Source organism: Pedobacter suwonensis, from assembly GCF_044762335.1.
Taxonomy (GTDB): Bacteria; Bacteroidota; Bacteroidia; order Sphingobacteriales; family Sphingobacteriaceae; genus Pedobacter.
Genome location: NZ_JBIWEB010000001.1, coordinates 312709 through 332202 on the forward strand (window position 1 = coordinate 312709; position 19494 = coordinate 332202).

The following is a 19494-nucleotide window of genomic DNA, read 5'->3' on the forward strand; positions in this document are numbered from 1 at the left end:
ATTTACCACTAAACATTACTACCTTTGCAATAAAAGCCATTGGAGAAAATGGTTAACCCCAAAACAAATGATCGAAATAGGAAAATACAACGAGTTAAGGATTTTAAGTAAAACAGAAGCCGGATTAAACTTAACGGACGGTGATAAACTGGTCGTGCTCCCATACCAATACGTTCCGAACGGATTAGAAATTGGTGATAACATTAATGTTTTTGTATTTATACAAAAAGATGGCCGCTTAACTGCCACTACCCAGAAAGCCTATGCTGAAGTTGGCGATTTTGCCTTTTTAAAGGTAGTTTCTGATGGCGATGACGGGGTTTTTATGGATCTGGGAATCGATAAAGACGTGTATGTACCTAAACGCGAACAAAAAAGGCCTATGCAAAAAGGCTACAAGTATGTGGTTTACCTTTATTTAGATGAAAATAACGATCGACTTTTGGCTTCATCTAAATTGTATGACTTTGTTGAAGAAGATGGTTTTGATTTTGAAGAAGGTGATGAAGTGAGTTTATTGATTACCGAAGAAACCGATCTTGGTTACAATGCCATCATCAACAATACTTACATTGGTTTACTGTACAATAATGAAGTTTTCGATAATATCCAACCGGGCGACATGCGTAAAGGCTGGATCAAGAAAATCCGCGTAGAAGGAAAAATTGATTTAACCTTGCAACCTAGCGGATACGGCCATATCCTTGATTCGAAAGAGATGATTTTGAAAGAACTTAAAAAAAGTGGCGGTGTAATTGAACTGGGCGACAAAAGCTCACCTGAAGATATTTACCACCGTTTTCAGATCAGTAAAAGTGCATTCAAAAAAACGATTGGCTCCCTGTACAAAGAACGTTTGATTCTGCTTTCCGACGACTCGATCAGATTGCTGTCAGACGAAGACGCTGAATAACCTTATTTTCTGCTGGTTGGTGCGACACCAACCAGTAAAGTTTTTTTTTATCGGTTGGTGTCACAACTACCGAAAGACGAATCTAATTCAGATTGAATTTATCGTTTGTAATCTTAACCATGTTAGAAGCCGAAACGATGTTGACAATCATAATTCCGATCACAATAGCCAAAACAACCTGCAATGTAGAATAAACTTTTGTCCCCGAAACAAAAATCCTCGAACCTTTAATCAGTTCATTACCCACCTTAGACTGTATTTTAATTAGTGCCGATAGCTTGGCCAACGTTTGATTCACTGCTTTTTTTCCTGTCGATTCGTAAATTGACCGTCCTTCTTCTGCACTGGCCATATTCAACATTGTGGCTTCTATACGCTGCTGAACAAGCAACGCCTTTTTGAACTCATTTAAGTAGTTTTTCTCCTGTTCTACCAAAAAAGTAAGTCCGTATTTATTAATTACTGAATCAATTTTCCGGTTATGGTTATTCATATTTACAAGCATTGTTGAACCTTCTGCAGCATCGTTTCCAAGCAACAGTTCCTGCAGGATGGCATTTTTATAATATAGATTTTCAGCGATGAAATATAAGTCTGTAGCCGGAATAAGCCTGTCGTTATACATCGAAATGAAAGAGTCATTGATTTTTTCTACACTTTTATCTTCCAAAAAGCGAATCATCAAGGTGCAGCACATAATACAGAAAAGCAAAAAAGCAGTTTTTAGCTTATTTTTAAGGCTAAAGGCAAATTTCATAATATAACCAGTTAATATGTTACAGGTACAGGAAGTAGATCCGTGCAATCCTTAAATCTCTGTAATCAGGTGTTAAAAATAATCCTCCTGTGCCGTTTTCGCGAAAAGCTGTGGCGCAAAATTGACTAAATATAACTCTTTTTTTGCCCGGGTTACAGCAGTATACAACCAACGTAAAAAATCAACATCGATCATTTCTTCTGTAAGGTAACCCTGATCGGCAAAAACAGCATCCCACTGGCCGCCCTGTGCCTTATGGCAGGTTACCGCATAAGCAAACTTGATCTGGAGTGCATTATAGAACGGATCAGCTTTAATTGCCAACATTCTCTGCCGCTTATTGGCAATATGTTCGTAATCTTCATTAAGGCCATCAAAAAGCTTTTTATTCTGTTCGTAAGGCAGATTTGCACTTTCTAAATTCAAAGTATCCAGCATCACCTTACAACTAATCTGACCTGCGGCCGGAAAATCCATAAACTCTAAAGTGGCATCAGCAAAACGGAAACCATAACGTTCTTCTTCCCCCCTCACACGAATCACTTTGGCCATGTCGCCATTGGCAATAAAGGCAGTATCTTCGTTTTCAGGCAGCCAGAAATAATTATTCCGCACCACCATAATTTGGTCACCGCCAGTCAATTCTTCTTCACGGTATAATAACCTTGCCCTGATCTGCTGGTTATACACATTGGCTGATTTATTGGAACGGCAAACCACCAGGGTATTCTCCATACCAAATTTCCGGTAGGCGTACTCCAGGCCTTCTACCAATCGTGCACCAGCCAGGTTGTAAATATCGGTGTAGTTTTTGGTCAGGAATTTAGGTAACGGATGTTCAGGATTTTTGGCAATCTGGTTCCGCAGCATGGTGGCATTGGCCAGAATACCCGACTTCTTGCCCTGACGAACCACTTCCTTTAACTCCACAGATGAAACCGTTAAGGCGAATTTATCTTTTAAGTATTGTTCGTTTAGTGCCGGGCTGTCTAAACTTCCTACCGGAGGCAATTGAGCGGTATCACCCACAAAAAGCAGAAAACAGTTTTTGGTATTGTACACAAACTCCAGCAGATCACGTAAGATTGAAGAGCCAGTCTCATTAAATTCATCAGCGATCATCGAAGCTTCATCGATAATAAACAGCGTATTTTCGGAGAGGTTCGGCGCCAGCTGAAACTGCATTTCTGGCGATGCTGCTGAGCGTTTTCTATAAATCCTTTTATGTATGGTTAAAGCTTTACGAAATGAATATTGACTCATTACCTTTGCCGCCCTTCCGGTTGGTGCAAGCAGTTCGCTTCGCAGGTTAAACTGCCTTAACACCTTTACCAAAGCTGCTACCGAGGTGGTTTTACCCGTACCGGCATAACCTTTCAGTACAAAACAGCGGTACTCATCGTCCTGTTGCAAAAATGCCGACATCCGTTGGCAAAACAGCATTTGCTCCCTGGTCGGCTGATGTTCGTATGCTGAAGCGATAAGCTGGCTTTTGTCGTAGATCATCTCTAATGGTTAATTGTTTAAACGGTTAATCGGTTAACTGCTTAGTGTAAATGAAAAAGTAATTGGGGTTTCCAGCACAGCCCTATTTAACTAAACCGTATTGAAGCGATATCTCCCGATCTCAATAGTCATTTATTTTTTAGCAAAAGTGCAATCGGGAACTTAGCGGAAAGACGGACTACAGCATCCTATTAGCAGTAAGGTACCTTTCCAAATAATTGCAACCGCTATGCGCTATGCTTTCTGCTCATTGCTATTACAAAAGTAAGGTTTCAATACGATGAGCCATTACCATGTTTTGTTTTTTGCTGTAGCTGAAAATGGTAAAATGGCCATCCTGCGAGGCTACCAGCCCAATAGATTGAGGCTGATCGTTTACAAACTGGGCAACAGAAAAATGGCGGGTGCCGCCAAGTTGCCCTGGATAAAGAATTGTATCTTCTCCACCAACAATCGGCTCCGAAAAAGCAATCTGTTCTACAGTAGGTTTTCCCTTTGCACGGCCTATTTTGGCCCCAAATGCAATCAGTTCGAATTCTTCGTTGATAATCGTTGCGCCATCAACCGCGGTTAAACCAGCTAAATGTTCCACCTCGCGGCGCACAGCCCCTTGCGAGAAAATTTCGCTCTGGTTGCCATTCTGTTTCGCCAGGTTAGATAAGCCACAGAAAGGAGGTTCTACCAGGTACTGTATCGGGTGAATAATGGATTCTTCCCACTTTGTATCACCTTTAGGCACAATTAACAAGGCTCCACCCCGGCCGTGCGCCCGCATAGAAACCGAAAACTGAATTAGAATATTAATCGGGTCGTTCCAGCTTGCCAATACAGTTAAATCCAGTAAGGCTTGCAAAATAGGCGGACAATCTCTATTGTTGCAGCTCCTATCATCAACGATTCGGATCTGTTCGCCCTTTAACACAGCAACATTGGTAAATTTACCAATACCATAAATCCTGCGGTGCTTGATCACAATTAAGCCGGGCTCAGAAACATCTACTACAAAACAAAAGTTAGGTATATTAAGGGTTGTACCCCAGATATAAAGCTCACCGTCTTCCTCCCACACACCAAGATGGATTCCCGAACGCTCAATTCCAGGGGCTATTTTGGTTAAATTATTTGCATTTAAGGCTAATTTTTTAGCAAAACGCAATGGTTTTGAGGTTTGCTCAGGAGGTAAAAAAGCAATCGAAATCCTGGGCGAATGCCCCTCCTCCTTACGTAAACTGCTCCAAAAAGCCACATCAATGATCGCTTCAATAATTTTTTGATCTGGTTGAGTAGCCAAATCTATTTCGCCTTGCGCAATTGCATTCTTATGCAGTTTAACAAAATGTTCTTCTATTGTTGCCGCAATGGTGTTTGCCGCTTTATAGGTAGGCTTATAACTCATGTTCCGAATTTAAGCCGAATATTCCGATTTTTGAATAACCTAAAAGTTTGATTTTGGTAAAAAAAATAGCGCCCACTAGTTCATCGGAAAATCGGTTAGCTTGATGAAATAACTATTCTGTGCTTTTCCCATTCTCTGGCAGAAAATAAATGACTTTGGTAGCAAGACCAAAAATTTCACCACATCTTAGCGTTAATCCTCAAAAAAGTCTATTTTTGTTTCAATGCATAACAATAGTCTCTTATTGGTTGACCCAAATTTCAAAGCTGACACATCTGTAAACTGCCATTTATTATTGAAAATAACAAATGATAGCTTTTCTTATGCCGTGGTTAACCAGGATACTAAAGAGATTCAGCTCATTTTTGATAAACAGGGATGCAAAGATGTTGAAAAAGACCTCAAAACGGCCTTAGAAACCGACCATTATCTTTCTTTAAATTATGGAGCTGTTAAGGCTGCTATCCATACATCAAACTTTATTTTTATCCCTGATGAATGGTTTGACAGAGAAAATCTGGCTGTTTATGCGCAATACCTGGGCTCTGACGCTAAAGTTTACACTAGACACAACGAAAAGCTGGGTTTTAACACTGTTTTTTGTCTAGATGAGGATTTAAAAGCAAATCTGCCAGAACAAACCGATCTTTATCCGCAATCCGAACCATTAATGGTTTTATTTGATCACCTTGCAGACGAATCTTTATTAGTAGATTTTACTGCAGTATCTTTTAATGTACTCTATTTAAAAGATAAGAAGGTCATTTTTCAAAACCACTACGAATCAGAAAATGCTGAAGAATTTAATTATTTTCTATTGCTGATGATCGAACAATTGGGACTCAATGACACGATCCCTGTTTACTTACAAGGTATCATTAACGAAGATGATGAGCATTACACCTGTTTATTAAAATACTTTAACCAACTTTATTTCTTTCTTCCCGCTGGTAAACAAAATAGCGAATTACTGGCAGACATGCCTAAACACTATTTCAGCGGCCTTCTTGCTTTAGATCTATGCGGATAATTGGTGGCAAATTAAAGGGAATCCGTTTGCAGCCCCCTGCAAATTTACCGGTACGCCCCACAACGGATATGGCCAAAGAAGCACTCTTCAATATCCTAAACAATAAATACGATTTCGAAACCTGTGCTGTATTGGATTTATTTTGCGGCACCGGAAATTTAACTTTTGAGTTTGCTTCACGTGGCGCAGAAAGTATTTTGGCGGTTGATATGGATTACGGCTGCGTAAACTGGGTGAAAAATACAGCTAAACAATCTCAGTTTGATCAGATTGATGTACGTAAGGGTGATGTTTTTAAATTATTGAAACAAATGACCGGCAGTTACGACCTGATCTTTGCCGACCCACCCTACAACATGCCTAATATTCCGCAGATTCCGGTAATGGTTGAAGCCCAACAGTTGCTAAAGCGCAATGGTTTATTAATTGTAGAACACCAAAGTAATATGAAACTGAACAGCCAGCCGGGCTATACCGAAACGAGAAAATACGGAAATTCTTCCTTCAGCTTTTTTGAGTTTAGTTAGATTGGTAATTGGTTTATTGGTCATTGGTTCAATCTGCTAACAACTAAAGGTTAAATATAGGTTTGCTGATTACTGGTAATTGACTTATTCAATTAATGCGTGCTTCCCGGGGAGAATCTCGGGTCTGAACAAAGTGTCCCCCGGAGGGACTCACCTTTCTTTATAAACCCGATCGTCAGCGGTACGAAGGCTTTTTCAGCCGAGTTTAGCAGAGAGCGGGACTGAACCACCCCAATTATCTTCCCCCTTTCATTTCCAAATCTCTTTATATCCTTAACCTTTTTTCTTCAATTTCCCTTATTCTCCCATAGTTCTTTCTACCATATCCATACCTATGGCCTTGCCTTTTTTTCTCGCACCATCTTAGAGAATGTATTTATGGCTGCTTCACTGTTTCCATAATGTGTTTCACCCTGCTATATACACTACGCTAACCACTGAATCCTTAGCGCTAAACTATTCTGCTTTTAACTATTATACCTATATTTGAATCATGAAGATAGCGCTATTTCCAGGCTCATTTGATCCGATCACGATTGCCCACGTCAATATTTTACAACGGGCCATTCCACTTTTTGATAAAATTATAGTAGGCATTGGACTTAACAGTTCTAAACAGAATTTTTTAAGTGCTGAACAGCGGCTTCAGATCTTACAGACCGTTTTTAAAGGTTATAAGAACATCGAAATCCAAACTTATGAGGGTTTAACCGTAGATTTCTGCCGGAAAATAAATGCCACCCATATGGTGCGCGGAATCCGCTCTGCTGCTGATTTCGAATATGAACGGGCTATTGCGCAGATTAATCAAACCATGATGCCTGAAGTAGAAACCATCTTACTGTTAAGTAAACCGGAATACTCTGCCATCAGTTCGACAATTGTCCGCGATATTTTAAGAAATCATGGCGATGTTAGTCCATTTGTACCCAAAGAAGCATTGGCATTTTTATAGTTTTTGTTAACCACAGATGTACACGGATAAACACAAATTTAAATCCAGGTTTATCTTAGTCACATTGTCTCCTCCCCTGGAAGGAATAATTGAGCTTGCGGAACTAGATTTTACATCAGTGATCATAGACTGTTACTGATTGATTAACTAACATTAACCCACACCTACCTCAACGGATCGTCATTTCGGGCGGAGTGCAACGTAGCCGAGAAATCTATTTGTAGCGCGCTCTCGCGAAAATTCAGGACTTCGCCTCATGCGATAGCTGCCTTATCAAGATGGCGATTTTATTATAAAAACCTTATATATACCCCTTTTTATCTGTGGTTAAACATTATTTTTAAATAAACCTGTAACGTTTCTAAAAACCTGTTACCAATTGGGTATATATTAAATGAAAGAAACAGAAAACATATTTCTTACCCTGATCAATCAGCACGCAGCGATTATACATAAGATTTCTAAAATGTATATGAACGACGCCGAAGAACAGCGTGACCTGTTTCAGGAAATGGTATTACAATTATGGAAAGCTTATCCTTCTTTTAAAGGGAATAGCAAATTTACCACCTGGATGTACCGCGTTTGCGTCAATACATCATTAATCTATTTAAAAAAAGACAGAAGAAAAGTAGACAAAACCCCATTTGATATACATACTGATGTAATAGATGTAAACGAAAATGAAGGGAAAGAAGAAAAACTAACTTATTTGTACGCTGCCGTTCAAGAATTAAACGAAATTGAAAAAGCATTGATCTTCCTTTTTCTCGAAAATCAATCACATCGTGAAATTGCCGAAAATCTGGGAATAAGCGAGGGTAATGCGCGTGTAAAACTTAACAGGACAAAAGAAAAATTACAATTCATCATAAAGAAAAATGGTTATGAATTTTGACGATTTAAAAAAAGAATGGAATGCTGAAACTACGGAAGGAAGCAACATTTCTTCGGATATGCTTAAGATAAAACAGTCGCACACTCCTATTGATAAAATCAGGGCGAAGATGAAACATGAATTTTTTTATCAACTTGCCTTTCTAGCATTTATGGTATTTATCCCATTTATAGCTGAGTTTTCAGTTGCGCTAAATCAGGTATATTTTATGACATACGCTATCATTTGTGGTTTTACAGCCTATTACTTTTTTAAATTCTACAGGTTTTATAAAAATTCGTATGATATGAGCATGGATACCCGCAAAAATATCCTTTGGTTTTATTATGAAATGAAATTGAATATTGAGCTATATAAAGCCTTAACCTATATTATAGTTTTCATAATAGTGGGATTTATGTCAGCTTACTTGCTGATCGAAAAAGCAACTGTTTTCGCAAAGATTTTAACCAGGCTATCGATTGTATATATTTTATTGAACTGTTTTATTACCGTTTTGATTATTGGACTGATAACAGAACTATGGGCTTGGTATTGTTATGGAAAATACCTTAAACAGGTTAAAAAAGTAATAGATGAATTAGATTACGAGTAAAACGGTAAGTTGCCAGCTGCAATAGCAATATGGATTTTTATTTTTAATCTTGATTGTGATGTCGGCTATTTCTAACTGACACCACAATTAATAAAAATTTATAATATTTTACCAGCCCTTAACACATCCATAATAGATGGAAAAGTATTTTGAACAACAGGTGAAATCTGTTTTTTATTTAACCAGACAGCCTCATCGATGCCTTCTTCTTTTTGAGGAACCAATTTAGGTTCGCCTTTAACTTTCATTTTGTACCAGTTGGTTTTCTTGATTACCATTTTATTCCCCATCGGATAAACGTGGTAAGTTTTACAAAGCTTTTCTTCCCGTTTAAAAACCCTGATTCCACACTCCTCTTCTACCTCGCGCACAGCAGCCTCCTTCATTTTTTCACCGTCTTCCAGCTTTCCTTTTGGCAGATCCCATTTTTTGTTCCTGAAAATAAAAAGATAATTGCCATTTGCACTTTCTACCAAACCACCGGCAGCTTTTATAACGGCGCAATCTTTCTTTAATTTTTTAAAAGTTTCCTGAGGATTTTTTGTCAAGAATATATAGCTCTTTTTAGATCCGTTTTTTAGTTTTTTATAGAACGTTTCAAGATTGAAATCCTGAAATTCCAGCTGTTGAATTTTTTCCTTTTGCTCAGGCAAAAAGTCCGAGATAAACAAAGTATTATCGTTGATGTAAATTCTATAGTTTCTTGGCATGTAGTTTAAAGCATATTAAAATGGAGGCGTAAATGGCCCCTATGGCAAAATCAGTATTTCTTCTTTAACCCATCAAAGGATTTTTTAATACAGCAATATATTTGCTTGCCCTAAAGTAAAAAAATTGCTGAGTTATTTATAGGATATAAAAAAAGGTTACAACAATTAATGTTGTAACCTTATCTAAATTAACGCTCTCAATCAAAGATTGATGCAAGGCTCTCACCCCTTGCTTGCTACAAATATATAACAATTTATTAAAGTGCAGAAAAAAAATAGCGATTAATTAAAAATAATCTTAAACACTTATTTACCAGGTATTTTATTTGTAAAAACTAATGAGAATTGTCATCTGGAAGAACATTCAGGTAGGAACAACGGTTAATAATTTCCCAGCGGTAACGTTTTTTTTATAATTTTAGCTTTTTAATCTGCCATGTCCATACCTTTATTATCAGAAACAGATCTGGAAATATACCGAAATGATCTTTCTAATCCGGAAAAATCAACTGACGAACTCTTTAACAGATTAAATGGGTTGTACCAGCGTTTTGCGACCAATGAACAGCTGCTTACAGATTTTGAATATATTTCGGCTCTTAACAGCCTGGAAAGTAGTTATACCTTGAAAAAAGAGCATTTCAACAAAGAAATTGCTGAACTGAAAAAACAATTTAAACAACTTGATAACCGGATTGTTGCGGCCGAACAGAAACTGAGACATGGCATTCCGGAAGATCTTCTGGTAATGGATAAAATTATTGCCGAACAGGAATCTATTATAGAAGACCAGGAAAAGCTGAATAATGCCGAAACCTATATTGTGGAGGAAGTGAGGAAAATCGATATTGAGCATGGTAAGGCGCTTCAAAAACTAGAAGAACAAGAAAGAAACAGGGAAACGCCACTTAAAGGCAAATTTTCAGCCTTTAAAGAACAAATTGAAATTGCCGAAAAAGGCATTACTTTAAAAGTAAGGTCACTTTCACTCCTTGCTATCATCGGTATTCCGCTGATTATAGATTTATTTTTCGGTTTTGCTGGTTCTCCTACTTTCTCGAAAAGTTCCAATAATATTATTTTCAATCACTATATTTTTATAATCTGCCTGATATTGATCGAACTGTTTCTTGCCGATAAAATCAGGAACAGGATTTCATATGTTTTATCGATAACCTATCTTAAAGATTCGCTGAAAACATTAGATAACCTGTTAACTGAAAACAAAAGAAAGCTAGCTAAAATAGAATCAGCACATCATATCTCGCTAGCCGAATTTGTAAAGAAAAACGGAGATGCTTTAAATTATTAGCTATTATTAAAAAGAGAGGGATTCAGAAATATCGCTATCGCTGAATCCCAATCCTCAAGTTTGATCTGATGGGTTGGGCCTATAGTGTAGCCATATCAATCACGAAACGATAGCGCACATCACCTTTTTCCATACGCTCGTAGGCATGGTGAATATCTTTCATATCGATGATTTCAATCTCTGAAACGATATTATGCTCTGCACAGAAATCTAACATTTCCTGAGTTTCGGCAATACCGCCAATACTAGATCCAGCCAGGCTTTTTCTACCTCCGATTAAGCTGAAAGCTGCAATTTCTGCTGGTTTAGGTGGAACCCCAACACAAATATGTACGCCATTTGTGCTTAATAACGAAAGGTACATGTTGAAATCATGTTCTGCTGAAACCGTATCCAATATAAAGTCGAAAGTACCTCTTGCTGCTTTAACCTGTTCAGCATCGGTGGTAACAACGAAGTGATGGGCGCCAAGTTTTTTGGCATCCTCTTCTTTTTTGGGTGAAGTACTTAATACGGTAACCTCAGCCCCAAAAGCTACGCCAAATTTCACTGCCATATGGCCCAAACCACCTAAGCCTAATACAGCCAGTTTATGCCCCTTACCTACTTTCCAGTGTTTTAGCGGAGAATAAGTGGTAATACCTGCACATAACAAAGGTGCTACAGCAGCCAGATTTAATTTATCTGACACATGAAGTACAAATTCTTCTCTTACTACAATCGTATCCGAATATCCACCATAAGTTGGTGTTTTACCATCTCTCGCTAAATTATTATAAGTTTGCGTATTGCCCTCCAAACAATATTGTTCCAAATCCTGCTTACAGTTTTCGCAAACCTGACATGAATCGACCATACAGCCTGTTCCGGCCAGATCTCCTACTTTAAATTTCTTCACGTGATCTCCAACCTTCACAACGCGACCTACTATCTCGTGACCGGGAACCATAGGAAATATTCCCTCAAACCAGTCATTTCTGATCTGGTGCAGATCTGAATGGCAAACCCCGCAGAAAAGTATTTCGAACTGAACATCATGAGGTCCTACGTCCCGACGTTCAAAATTCCAGGGTGCAAGATCCGTTTCGGCATTTTGTGCCGCATATCCTTTTGTTGCTATCATAAAAATTTAAATTAATTAGAGGTAACAAATGTAAACAGCTATTTGTTATGGATAATTACGCTAATCAAATTAATCATTACAAAATTCAAACAATCAGCTACAACATCAATCCCTTTAACTGCGCATACTGCAGCAGCATAATTGTTTTTCCATCCCTTATCTCACCAGATTCCATCATGTTAAGTGCCTTTTCGAAAGGCAATTCCAGCACTTCAATATCCTCATTTTCTTCCTGCAATCCCCCTCCATCGTGCAATTTCATATTACCTGCGTAAGCCGCAACAAAAAAATGCAATAGTTCTGTAACTGAGCCGGGCGACATATAAGCCTCGAAAACTTTTTCTACCTGATCAATCCTGAACCCGGTTTCTTCTTCCGTTTCTCTTCTGATACAATCTTCCGCATTATCCTGATCCAATAATCCGGCGCAGCACTCAATCAGGTAACCGGTATCATTTCCATTAATAAAAGTCGGTAACCTGAACTGACGTGTGAGTACAACCGTTTGATTTTCGTTATTATATAATAGAATGGTCGCACCATTTCCCCGATCATAAGCTTCGCGTTCCAAAATAGACCTGGTACCATCACTGTTTATCGTTTCGAAAATAATTTTTTTGAGGGTATACCAGTTATCAGATAGAATTTGAGTATCCAGAATATTAATATTTTTCATTATGATCATTTTTGATTAATTATGATTAAATTTGATCGAATTAACTCATTATATATGACATTTCAAAAAAGGGCACATAAAATTCTGGAACTTTTAGAAACATATGGCGAAGTTGATATCCGCCAGTTAGCTAATGATATTGGTGTTTCTGAAGTAACGGTAAGGCGTGACCTGAACAGCATGGCAGCGAAGGGACTGCTCTACCGTACACATGGAGGGGCCATTAAAATAAGCGATGTGATAAAACCGGTTTCATTTGCCAATAAAGCCGAGGTTAACCTCAAGGCAAAAGATGCAATCTGCAAAAGGGCGGCAGCAGATATTATTGATGGAGATGTTATATTTATAGATTGTGGCAGTACAGCCTTTAGATTATGCCAGTTTATTAAAAACAAAAACATTAAAGTAATTACCAATTCGCTACCGGTCGTAAATGAATTGCAGCACAGTGCAGTAACTCTAAACCTGATCGGAGGTGAAGTTGACGTAACCAGACAAGCTGTTCATGGCACTATGGCACTCGAACATATTTCCAGATACCATGCTTCTAAAGCCTTTTTAGGCGTAGATGGCATTACCGCCGAAGGACTGTATGCCGGTAGTGAGCACGAAGCTACTAATACTTTGGCAATGGCATCACAAACCAGTTGCACATACATGCTCTGTGATGCCAGTAAAATAGGAAAAACTTCGTATTTGAGATTTAATGATCTATCAATTGTAGATATTATAGTCACCAATTATAACGGCCCTGAGGTAAACAAGTTCGAATCAAAAGGGATATCCGTATCCTCGGTAACCGTTTGATAAATCAATATGAAGATGGCCTAACGATCAATTGTCAACCTTTGCACAGCCTAAAGCAGATCGTTAGTTATTTATAATCCTTTTTTCAAACGAACTATTCTTTATTCTACTGATTTACAGCAAGTGACAATAAAGCGCTTTTAGCATCCATCAAAATTTCCAATATTTGTATTGTTGAAATGTCTGAATCAAATCCGGATTCTGAAATTTTCTTATCCCAACGCAAAATAATGGGGTTTAATAAACGTTATGACAAACACAAATAAATCTGTAATTTTGAGCCATGTATAATAAAAGTGATATTGAATTAAAAGTAGCGGAATTTTTATTACAGATAAAGGCAATCAAATTACAACCAAATAACCCTTTCACATGGGCATCTGGTTGGAAATCGCCAATTTATTGCGACAACAGAATTACCCTTTCCCATCCTCAGGTTAGAACGTACATCAGGCAAAAACTTGCGCAAGCCATACAAGAAGAATTTGGCTCAGTAGATGTTATTGCAGGTGTTGCAACTGCCGGAATCCCTCAAGGCGTTTTAGTTGCTCAGGAACTGGGTTTACCATTTATCTATGTAAGAGCGAAAGCCAAAGAACATGGTACGGGAAGTTTAATCGAAGGTGAAGTGGTTGAAGGTCAACGTGTGGTGGTTATCGAAGATTTAATTTCAACCGGAAAAAGCAGTTTACAGGCTGTTGAAGCGCTTAGAGCAGCCGGATTATCAGTAGCTGGCTTAGCGGCAATTTTCACCTATGGTTTCGAAAAAGCAGACGAAAATTTTGCGGCTGCGAAATGCCGTTACTTAACTTTATCAAACTATGGCGCATTGATCGATTATGCTGCCGAACACAGTATCATTGCCAAAAGCGACATGGAGTTATTGGGGAAATGGCGCCTGAATCCTTCAGAATGGGGAAAAGGACAGGCTCTAAGTTCAGGCTCTTAATTCGGAATAAAAACAATTTTATACAATTATATAATGACTGTTATCGATAGCACAGTAGAAGTTAATAAACCGGTTGCTGAGGTTTATGCTTTTCTATCCAATATGAACAACCACCAGCAGTTGATGCCAGAAAACATCTATAACTGGGAATCAACCGAAGATGATGCACGGTTTACCATTCAAAATATGGCAAAATTAGCTATTAAAATTTCGAACCGAATTGAGAATCAGGAAATAACAGCAATTCCGAGTGAAAAAGCACCTTTTGATGTAGAATTAAAATGGACGTTAGCAGATAACGGAAACGGAACTACTACAGCAAAACACATCATTTCAGCTGATTTAAATATGATGATGAAAATGTTGGCATCAGGCCCACTTCAAAAACTGGCTGACCACCAAACCGAAAAACTGAAAGAGATTTTGGGATAGTAATAGATTACAAGATTTCCGTGATTTCACATAAATAACGAGACGAATTAAACTTCGTCTTTTTTTATTTCCAAAGTTCTTATGCAATCGCTAAAATAACTCAATAAAATCGCAGCTATCATACTGATCTGATCGCTAACTGTTAAATTTCATCTTATATACAGCTTTATACAGATTGGTAAAATCTGGAAATTCAGCATTTTCTTGAATACCGTGCCTGGGGCAGTTAGGGTGTAGTTCCAATCTTTCATCGCTACCAGGCTCTCTCTAACGATTTTAAGTCCCTATTATTTGCGGAAGCCCTTGGCATATTGCGTTGCACGATATATATTTAGCCATTAAACTTTAAAGTTCTCAATTTTTGTTAATTTAAAGCGATTTTTAAAACATTATGATGAGTATAGCGCAACTTGAGGAACAAATTGAAGCTGGAAATTTTCACGCAGTAAAAGAAATTTTGCTTGAAAATCCAAAACTGGCAAATGTGGATACTTCTCATCACATTTCACCACTTTTATTGGCCTGCTATTATAAAAAAAGAGAAATAGCCGATCTGATTGCCGAATTTGTAGATCAATTAACCCTATTTGAGGCTTGTGCAATTGGAAAATTTGATGTGGCTACCCTCTTGATTTTTCAAAACCCTGCCAGTATCAATGAATTTTCTAAAGATGGCTTTACCCCGCTTGGTTTAGCCTGCTACTTTGGACATGAGGAATTGGCCCGTTTTCTTGTTTTAAAAGGGGCTGATGTTAATCTGGCATCCAAAAATGGCTTTAACGTATTTCCCATTCACTCTGCAGTTGCAACCAACAATTTCAATATCACTAAAATGCTTCTGGATGCCGGCGCATACCCAAATGTTTGTCAGAAAGCGGGCGTAGCTCCTTTACACACAGCTGCTCAACTGGGGAACATTGAATTAATTATTTTATTATTGGAACATGGTGCTGAAGTTTCTCTACGGATGGAAGGCGGAAAAAGACCTGCTGATCTGGCTGCGGAAAAAGGCTTTAATGAAATTGCAGAAATTTTAAGAGACGATGATTAAGTAGTTCACAGTTTGCATTTCACAATTTTCAGCTGGCTTTACTGTTAACTGAATACTGCTGGCTGTTAACTGAATACTGCTGGCTGAGAACTGAATACTGCCAACTGAAAACTGAACTATTCCCAGATCCGCAATCGCATTCTTTTCATGTATGTTCTGATATCAAGCACCACAGCGGCTAAAAAATAGAATAATATGGGAAAACCTACCGCCAAAAATGACGAGTAGATAAAAAACAGTCGAACTTTAGCTGTACTCATATTTAGCTTATTAGCCAAATACGTAGAAACCCCAAAACTCTGCTGTTCAAAATAAGTCACAATTCTCTGGAACATTTTAAGCTTATTTTAAAATCTTATCATTCGGCACTAAGTAAGAACGCTCCAAAACACGAGCTATTATTTGCTTACAGAGTCTAATTTAGCAAAATTAATTGATTAAGCACAATCGCAAAATTAAAGCAATTATTCCAAAATCAGTTTTTCAAAATCCTGTTTATCTTGGTGTTTAATAAAAAGCGTTTGTTGCTCTTCCAGTCCTGAAAACCTTTTAATCAACTCTGCTTTAAACTGATGAATATCAACATCCTTATTTAAAATAATTGTTAAGGCATCAGCATTCCCCCTAACCTCGATAATCTGACCAGGATATAATTCTTTTAGTTCGTGTGGAAATTCCATAATACAGAAACAAAATTTAAAGTATAAAGTTTTGCAAAAACGGGAAACAGCTTAGGCCTGTTTCAAAATTTTGATTCCAATGCCGCAGGATAAGCATTTTTTCTCATCGCAATACCGCTTTTTTAGCTGCAAAATTCCCTGAGAGGCAAATGCGTTTGCGATCTTCACTCCAGCCCCGGTAAATTTATCAGTAATAGCATTTTGTTCAGCAGGCAAACTTTCCAACAGTTTTATCGCCCTGTTTATAAAATATGGTGTTGCGGTATGTTTTCCATAAGCAAATAGAAACAAGGCCACAGTATTTAAAAGAATATTATCTACTGATGCCTTTCCTATCTGAATATTTACTGAAGATGCTACCTTTTTTAAATGGTAGTGCGTTTTCCAGTACTCGTTTACAGGCAGATTTTCAAATAAGGTATGCAACTCAGCCACCTGCTTTATTTCCATAACCTTAGAAAAAAGATGATTGGCTTTAGTAATTAATGCAGCAAATTGTGCCAAACGTATGGTTGGAAAATTCTGTGGGCGCATGCGCATAAACTTCCACATCGAAACATCAATGGGTTTAATATTGTATTTCTTTTGGAGAAACTGAAACTCTGCCTTCAACTTTTGTGGATACGCTTCTTCAAAATGATCGTTTAAAAACCCTGCTGCGCCAAAAACCAATGCTTCTATTTGGTGCGAATTGTTTTTATGCCGGCCATAAATGTGCTGCGGAACTGCTTTGGCAAAAAGTTCAAAAGGCAAGGCATTTATTTTGAATCCGAAATTACGCGCCATAAAACGGTAAAATGTCTCATCCCAATTCCCATTTAGTTCTTTTAAAGTTTCTGTAACCGCATTTGTTTTCTGTTCAAAACGTTCAACCAATGTTCTCGATAAAAAGGAATCTATAATCAACTCGTCTACTCTCCCAATCTGGGCAATGCATGGAAAATCTGTTAAGGTGAGGAAAAGGTTTTCGTACCTTCTGATCAGATCAGCAGAAATGCGGTCTTTAAGTTCCAGAACAGGCAAAATGGTCCCATCCATCCGGGTTATTTCGGCATCATGCTGGTAAACAACATGCAAAATTACATTTTCATATGCAGGATTGACCTGGTGGTTGTGTTTTAACCAATCCGAAGATTTTAAATGAATTTCTACATTTCCGGCCCAGGTGGTTTCACCTATCTTAATTTTAGCGTGATTAAAATCCGGCCCTGCATTTGGGTTAAGCAATCCGGTATTGATGATTTCCAGTTTTTCACCATCGCAGGTCTGCAGTCCGTTAAAATCAAACGATCTGAACTGCCATACATAATGAAGAAAATCTTCTGGAAAATTCATCCTTGAAGATAATGAATTTATCTGGCTATAACTAACTTATAAGTTTAAATTTTGAGCTTCTTGGGGAATAATTATTAAAAACGTAGTTAACAACTGATGTTAACGTGGATTAGCCAATTGCCATGATGGGATATAGTCTTCGGAGTTTTGTGATGTTGCATCTTACCAATTTTGTTTTCAACAGTTTCCAGTAATCTGGTCACGTAATCTATAACACTGTCACGGATACCGAAATAGTTTTCATAAAAAAGAACATCAACTAATTCGTTAAGATAAAGTAAAACCGAGGGATGGAAGCGTACCACTATTTCCAGGGCAAGGAATTAATATGCTGAATGGCTGCTGCTCTAAATTCATAAGCCGATAAACTTTCCTCCCACTTCTCATCAAAAGAAATATGCTTTGCGGAGGTTTTTACATAAGCAACCTACTCTTCATTAACCAGCGGAAGCAGACTTTGATTTAAAACCCGCATCAGTTCTTTTTTTTCGGCAGCGGAAAGCTTTTTTAAATGCTCAAGTAACGACTCAAAGTTCATATTATCAAAAGGATTAGTCATAGGCCAGGTCTAAATGATTAAATGTAAGGATTTTTTCGTAAAGAGAGATTCACCCTTTTGATATAATGGCCAAGTCTTCATTTACAATTGCTATCATCGAAAGAATTTATAAATATGATCGTCATGCTGAATTTATTTCAGCATCTTTATTGTTAATAGGACCCTGAAATAAATTCAGGGTGACGACAAAAGTAAAAAGAACAGTTATTACCGGTTTCTTATCAGCGCAACAATCATATCCCGAAAACTAGCCAGGTTCATAAAATATAGAATTAACTATACCAAGCCTGCCTTAACTAAAATCTGCTCCATTTCCTGCTGCAGTTTTAAAGCTTCTTCCCTGGCTCTCTCGGCAAAATCTTCACCTTGGCTGGCATAGATAATTCCCCTTGATGAATTGATCAGTAATCCACATTGAGAATTTAATCCATACTTACACACTTCACCTAAATCTCCACCTTGTGCCCCAACTCCGGGTACCAAAAGGAAATGATCTGGGGCAAGTTTGCGTACATCACCAAATGCCGCACCACGTGTAGCCCCAACTACATACATCATCTGCTCATCTGTAGCCCAGGTTTGTGAGATTTTAATCACTTTTTCAAACAGCCTGTCTTCTCCAACTTCCTGCAATTGAAAATCGGCATGCCCTGCATTTGAAGTTAAAGCCAGTAGAATTACCCATTTATCTTTAAAAGTTAAAAACGGACTTACCGAATCGCTCCCCATATAGGGCGCAACGGTAACCGAATCAAAACTCATCTCAGATGAAGCCTCATTGAAAAATGTTTCCGCATACATAGCAGAGGTATTGCCAATATCGCCACGTTTAGCATCTGCAATAGAAAAAATATCGTTTGGTATATATTTCCAGGTTTCAGTTAAAGTTTCCCAGCCTTTTTTACCATAACACTCATAAAAAGCGGTGTTTGGTTTATAAGCAACACACAAATCTTTCGTAGCATCGATAATCTGCTTATTAAATTCCAGAATTGGATTTTCGTACTTTAACAAGTGTTGTGGTATCTTATCTAGCGAAGAATCTAGCCCGACACATAAAAAAGAACGTTTTTTTTGTATCTGCTCGAAGAGTTGTTGCTTGGTCATATATGTGCTTATTTGCTGCAAATATGAAGATTTTTAAGTTTTCTGAGCGACAAAATAATGTTCACATTAATTATTTTTATAAACATTTTAAACTTTTGCTTGCAGATTACGTTTCAAATACATACAATTGCACCATAATTTCTCAATCGTTTATCTGAATATCCCAGAAAAATTTA

General features: G+C 37.8%; 22 protein-coding genes. 11 read left to right on the forward strand and 11 right to left on the reverse strand.

Annotated features, from left to right (window positions below):
- Positions 1 to 67: 67 nt before the first annotated feature.
- Entirely contained in the window at positions 68 to 913 is an 846-nt protein-coding gene (locus tag ACIQXP_RS01195; protein ID WP_387504307.1) for a CvfB family protein, read from the forward strand.
- 82 nt (positions 914 to 995) lie between these two features.
- Here ACIQXP_RS01195 and ACIQXP_RS01200 read toward each other — a convergent pair whose 3' ends face one another.
- The 3 genes from ACIQXP_RS01200 to ACIQXP_RS01210 all read right to left on the reverse strand — a co-directional run bounded on the left by ACIQXP_RS01200 (position 996) and on the right by ACIQXP_RS01210 (position 4572).
- Complete coding sequence (locus ACIQXP_RS01200; protein WP_387504306.1) at positions 996 to 1670, reverse strand: MCP four helix bundle domain-containing protein; 675 nt, start codon at positions 1668 to 1670, stop codon at positions 996 to 998.
- Positions 1671 to 1742: 72 nt separating this feature from the next.
- The gene (locus ACIQXP_RS01205) at positions 1743 to 3176 is read right to left on the reverse strand and encodes an ATP-dependent DNA helicase (RefSeq protein WP_387504305.1); all 1434 of its coding nucleotides are present in this window, start codon (positions 3174 to 3176) and stop codon (positions 1743 to 1745) included.
- A gap of 256 nt (positions 3177 to 3432) precedes the next feature.
- Positions 3433 to 4572, reverse strand: a complete 1140-nt coding sequence (locus ACIQXP_RS01210) for a putative sensor domain DACNV-containing protein (protein WP_293743457.1) — start codon at positions 4570 to 4572, stop codon at positions 3433 to 3435.
- A 223-nt stretch (positions 4573 to 4795) separates the two neighbouring features.
- Between ACIQXP_RS01210 and ACIQXP_RS01215 the strand changes: the two genes are divergently transcribed.
- The 5 genes from ACIQXP_RS01215 to ACIQXP_RS01235 all read left to right on the forward strand — a co-directional run bounded on the left by ACIQXP_RS01215 (position 4796) and on the right by ACIQXP_RS01235 (position 8577).
- Positions 4796 to 5602, forward strand: a complete 807-nt coding sequence (locus ACIQXP_RS01215; protein ID WP_293743456.1) for a DUF3822 family protein — start codon at positions 4796 to 4798, stop codon at positions 5600 to 5602.
- Complete coding sequence (locus ACIQXP_RS01220) at positions 5593 to 6129, forward strand: RsmD family RNA methyltransferase (protein ID WP_387504304.1); 537 nt, start codon at positions 5593 to 5595, stop codon at positions 6127 to 6129. The genes ACIQXP_RS01215 and ACIQXP_RS01220 overlap by 10 nt, the downstream gene beginning before the upstream one ends.
- Positions 6130 to 6622: 493 nt before the next feature.
- Positions 6623 to 7084: a pantetheine-phosphate adenylyltransferase gene (gene coaD, locus ACIQXP_RS01225; RefSeq protein WP_387504303.1), complete on the forward strand. Its 462-nt coding sequence runs from the start codon at positions 6623 to 6625 to the stop codon at positions 7082 to 7084.
- A 394-nt stretch (positions 7085 to 7478) separates the two neighbouring features.
- Positions 7479 to 7982 carry an RNA polymerase sigma factor gene (locus ACIQXP_RS01230; RefSeq protein WP_387504302.1) on the forward strand — a complete coding sequence of 168 codons (504 nt, stop codon included), beginning with the start codon at positions 7479 to 7481 and terminating at the stop codon, positions 7980 to 7982.
- A complete protein-coding gene (locus tag ACIQXP_RS01235) occupies positions 7972 to 8577 on the forward strand; it encodes a hypothetical protein (protein WP_293743449.1) in 606 nt (201 codons plus the stop codon). Before ACIQXP_RS01230 ends, ACIQXP_RS01235 begins: the two co-directional genes overlap by 11 nt.
- A 98-nt stretch (positions 8578 to 8675) precedes the next feature.
- On the opposite strand, the gene ACIQXP_RS01240 is transcribed toward ACIQXP_RS01235, so the two are convergent.
- Positions 8676 to 9287 (reverse strand): NUDIX hydrolase, encoded by a 612-nt coding sequence (locus ACIQXP_RS01240; RefSeq protein WP_090982238.1) that lies wholly within the window; start codon positions 9285 to 9287, stop codon positions 8676 to 8678.
- Between the two features lie 436 nt (positions 9288 to 9723).
- Between ACIQXP_RS01240 and ACIQXP_RS01245 the strand changes: the two genes are divergently transcribed.
- A complete protein-coding gene (locus tag ACIQXP_RS01245; protein WP_293743447.1) occupies positions 9724 to 10599 on the forward strand; it encodes a hypothetical protein in 876 nt (291 codons plus the stop codon).
- A gap of 79 nt (positions 10600 to 10678) precedes the next feature.
- Here the strand turns inward: ACIQXP_RS01245 and ACIQXP_RS01250 are convergent, their stop codons facing one another.
- Together ACIQXP_RS01250 and nudK are read right to left on the reverse strand one after the other, a co-directional pair.
- Entirely contained in the window at positions 10679 to 11722 is a 1044-nt protein-coding gene (locus ACIQXP_RS01250; protein ID WP_293743445.1) for an NAD(P)-dependent alcohol dehydrogenase, read from the reverse strand.
- 97 nt (positions 11723 to 11819) lie between these two features.
- Positions 11820 to 12398, reverse strand: a complete 579-nt coding sequence (nudK, locus tag ACIQXP_RS01255; protein ID WP_367117535.1) for a GDP-mannose pyrophosphatase NudK — start codon at positions 12396 to 12398, stop codon at positions 11820 to 11822.
- Positions 12399 to 12452: 54 nt separating this feature from the next.
- On the opposite strand from nudK, the gene ACIQXP_RS01260 reads away from it, so the two are divergent.
- The 4 genes from ACIQXP_RS01260 to ACIQXP_RS01275 all read left to right on the forward strand — a co-directional run bounded on the left by ACIQXP_RS01260 (position 12453) and on the right by ACIQXP_RS01275 (position 15637).
- Positions 12453 to 13205, forward strand: coding sequence for a DeoR/GlpR family DNA-binding transcription regulator (locus ACIQXP_RS01260; RefSeq protein WP_293743443.1), 753 nt, complete (start codon positions 12453 to 12455; stop codon positions 13203 to 13205).
- A 283-nt stretch (positions 13206 to 13488) separates the two neighbouring features.
- Positions 13489 to 14154: an orotate phosphoribosyltransferase gene (gene pyrE, locus ACIQXP_RS01265; RefSeq protein WP_090982229.1), complete on the forward strand. Its 666-nt coding sequence runs from the start codon at positions 13489 to 13491 to the stop codon at positions 14152 to 14154.
- A 33-nt stretch (positions 14155 to 14187) separates the two neighbouring features.
- Complete coding sequence (locus tag ACIQXP_RS01270; RefSeq protein ID WP_293743441.1) at positions 14188 to 14586, forward strand: SRPBCC family protein; 399 nt, start codon at positions 14188 to 14190, stop codon at positions 14584 to 14586.
- Between the two features lie 391 nt (positions 14587 to 14977).
- Positions 14978 to 15637 (forward strand): ankyrin repeat domain-containing protein, encoded by a 660-nt coding sequence (locus ACIQXP_RS01275; protein WP_387504301.1) that lies wholly within the window; start codon positions 14978 to 14980, stop codon positions 15635 to 15637.
- Positions 15638 to 15753: 116 nt separating this feature from the next.
- Here the strand turns inward: ACIQXP_RS01275 and ACIQXP_RS01280 are convergent, their stop codons facing one another.
- From ACIQXP_RS01280 to pyrF, 5 genes are all read right to left on the reverse strand, one after another.
- Positions 15754 to 15972: a PspC domain-containing protein gene (locus tag ACIQXP_RS01280; protein ID WP_090982223.1), complete on the reverse strand. Its 219-nt coding sequence runs from the start codon at positions 15970 to 15972 to the stop codon at positions 15754 to 15756.
- A gap of 129 nt (positions 15973 to 16101) precedes the next feature.
- Positions 16102 to 16317, reverse strand: a complete 216-nt coding sequence (locus tag ACIQXP_RS01285) for a hypothetical protein (protein WP_387504300.1) — start codon at positions 16315 to 16317, stop codon at positions 16102 to 16104.
- Between the two features lie 51 nt (positions 16318 to 16368).
- Complete coding sequence (locus tag ACIQXP_RS01290; RefSeq protein ID WP_387504299.1) at positions 16369 to 17652, reverse strand: DUF2851 family protein; 1284 nt, start codon at positions 17650 to 17652, stop codon at positions 16369 to 16371.
- Between the two features lie 427 nt (positions 17653 to 18079).
- Positions 18080 to 18211 carry a hypothetical protein gene (locus tag ACIQXP_RS01295; protein WP_387504298.1) on the reverse strand — a complete coding sequence of 44 codons (132 nt, stop codon included), beginning with the start codon at positions 18209 to 18211 and terminating at the stop codon, positions 18080 to 18082.
- A gap of 276 nt (positions 18212 to 18487) precedes the next feature.
- Entirely contained in the window at positions 18488 to 19318 is an 831-nt protein-coding gene (pyrF, locus tag ACIQXP_RS01300) for an orotidine-5'-phosphate decarboxylase (protein ID WP_293743435.1), read from the reverse strand.
- Between the last annotated feature and the right edge of the window lie 176 nt (positions 19319 to 19494).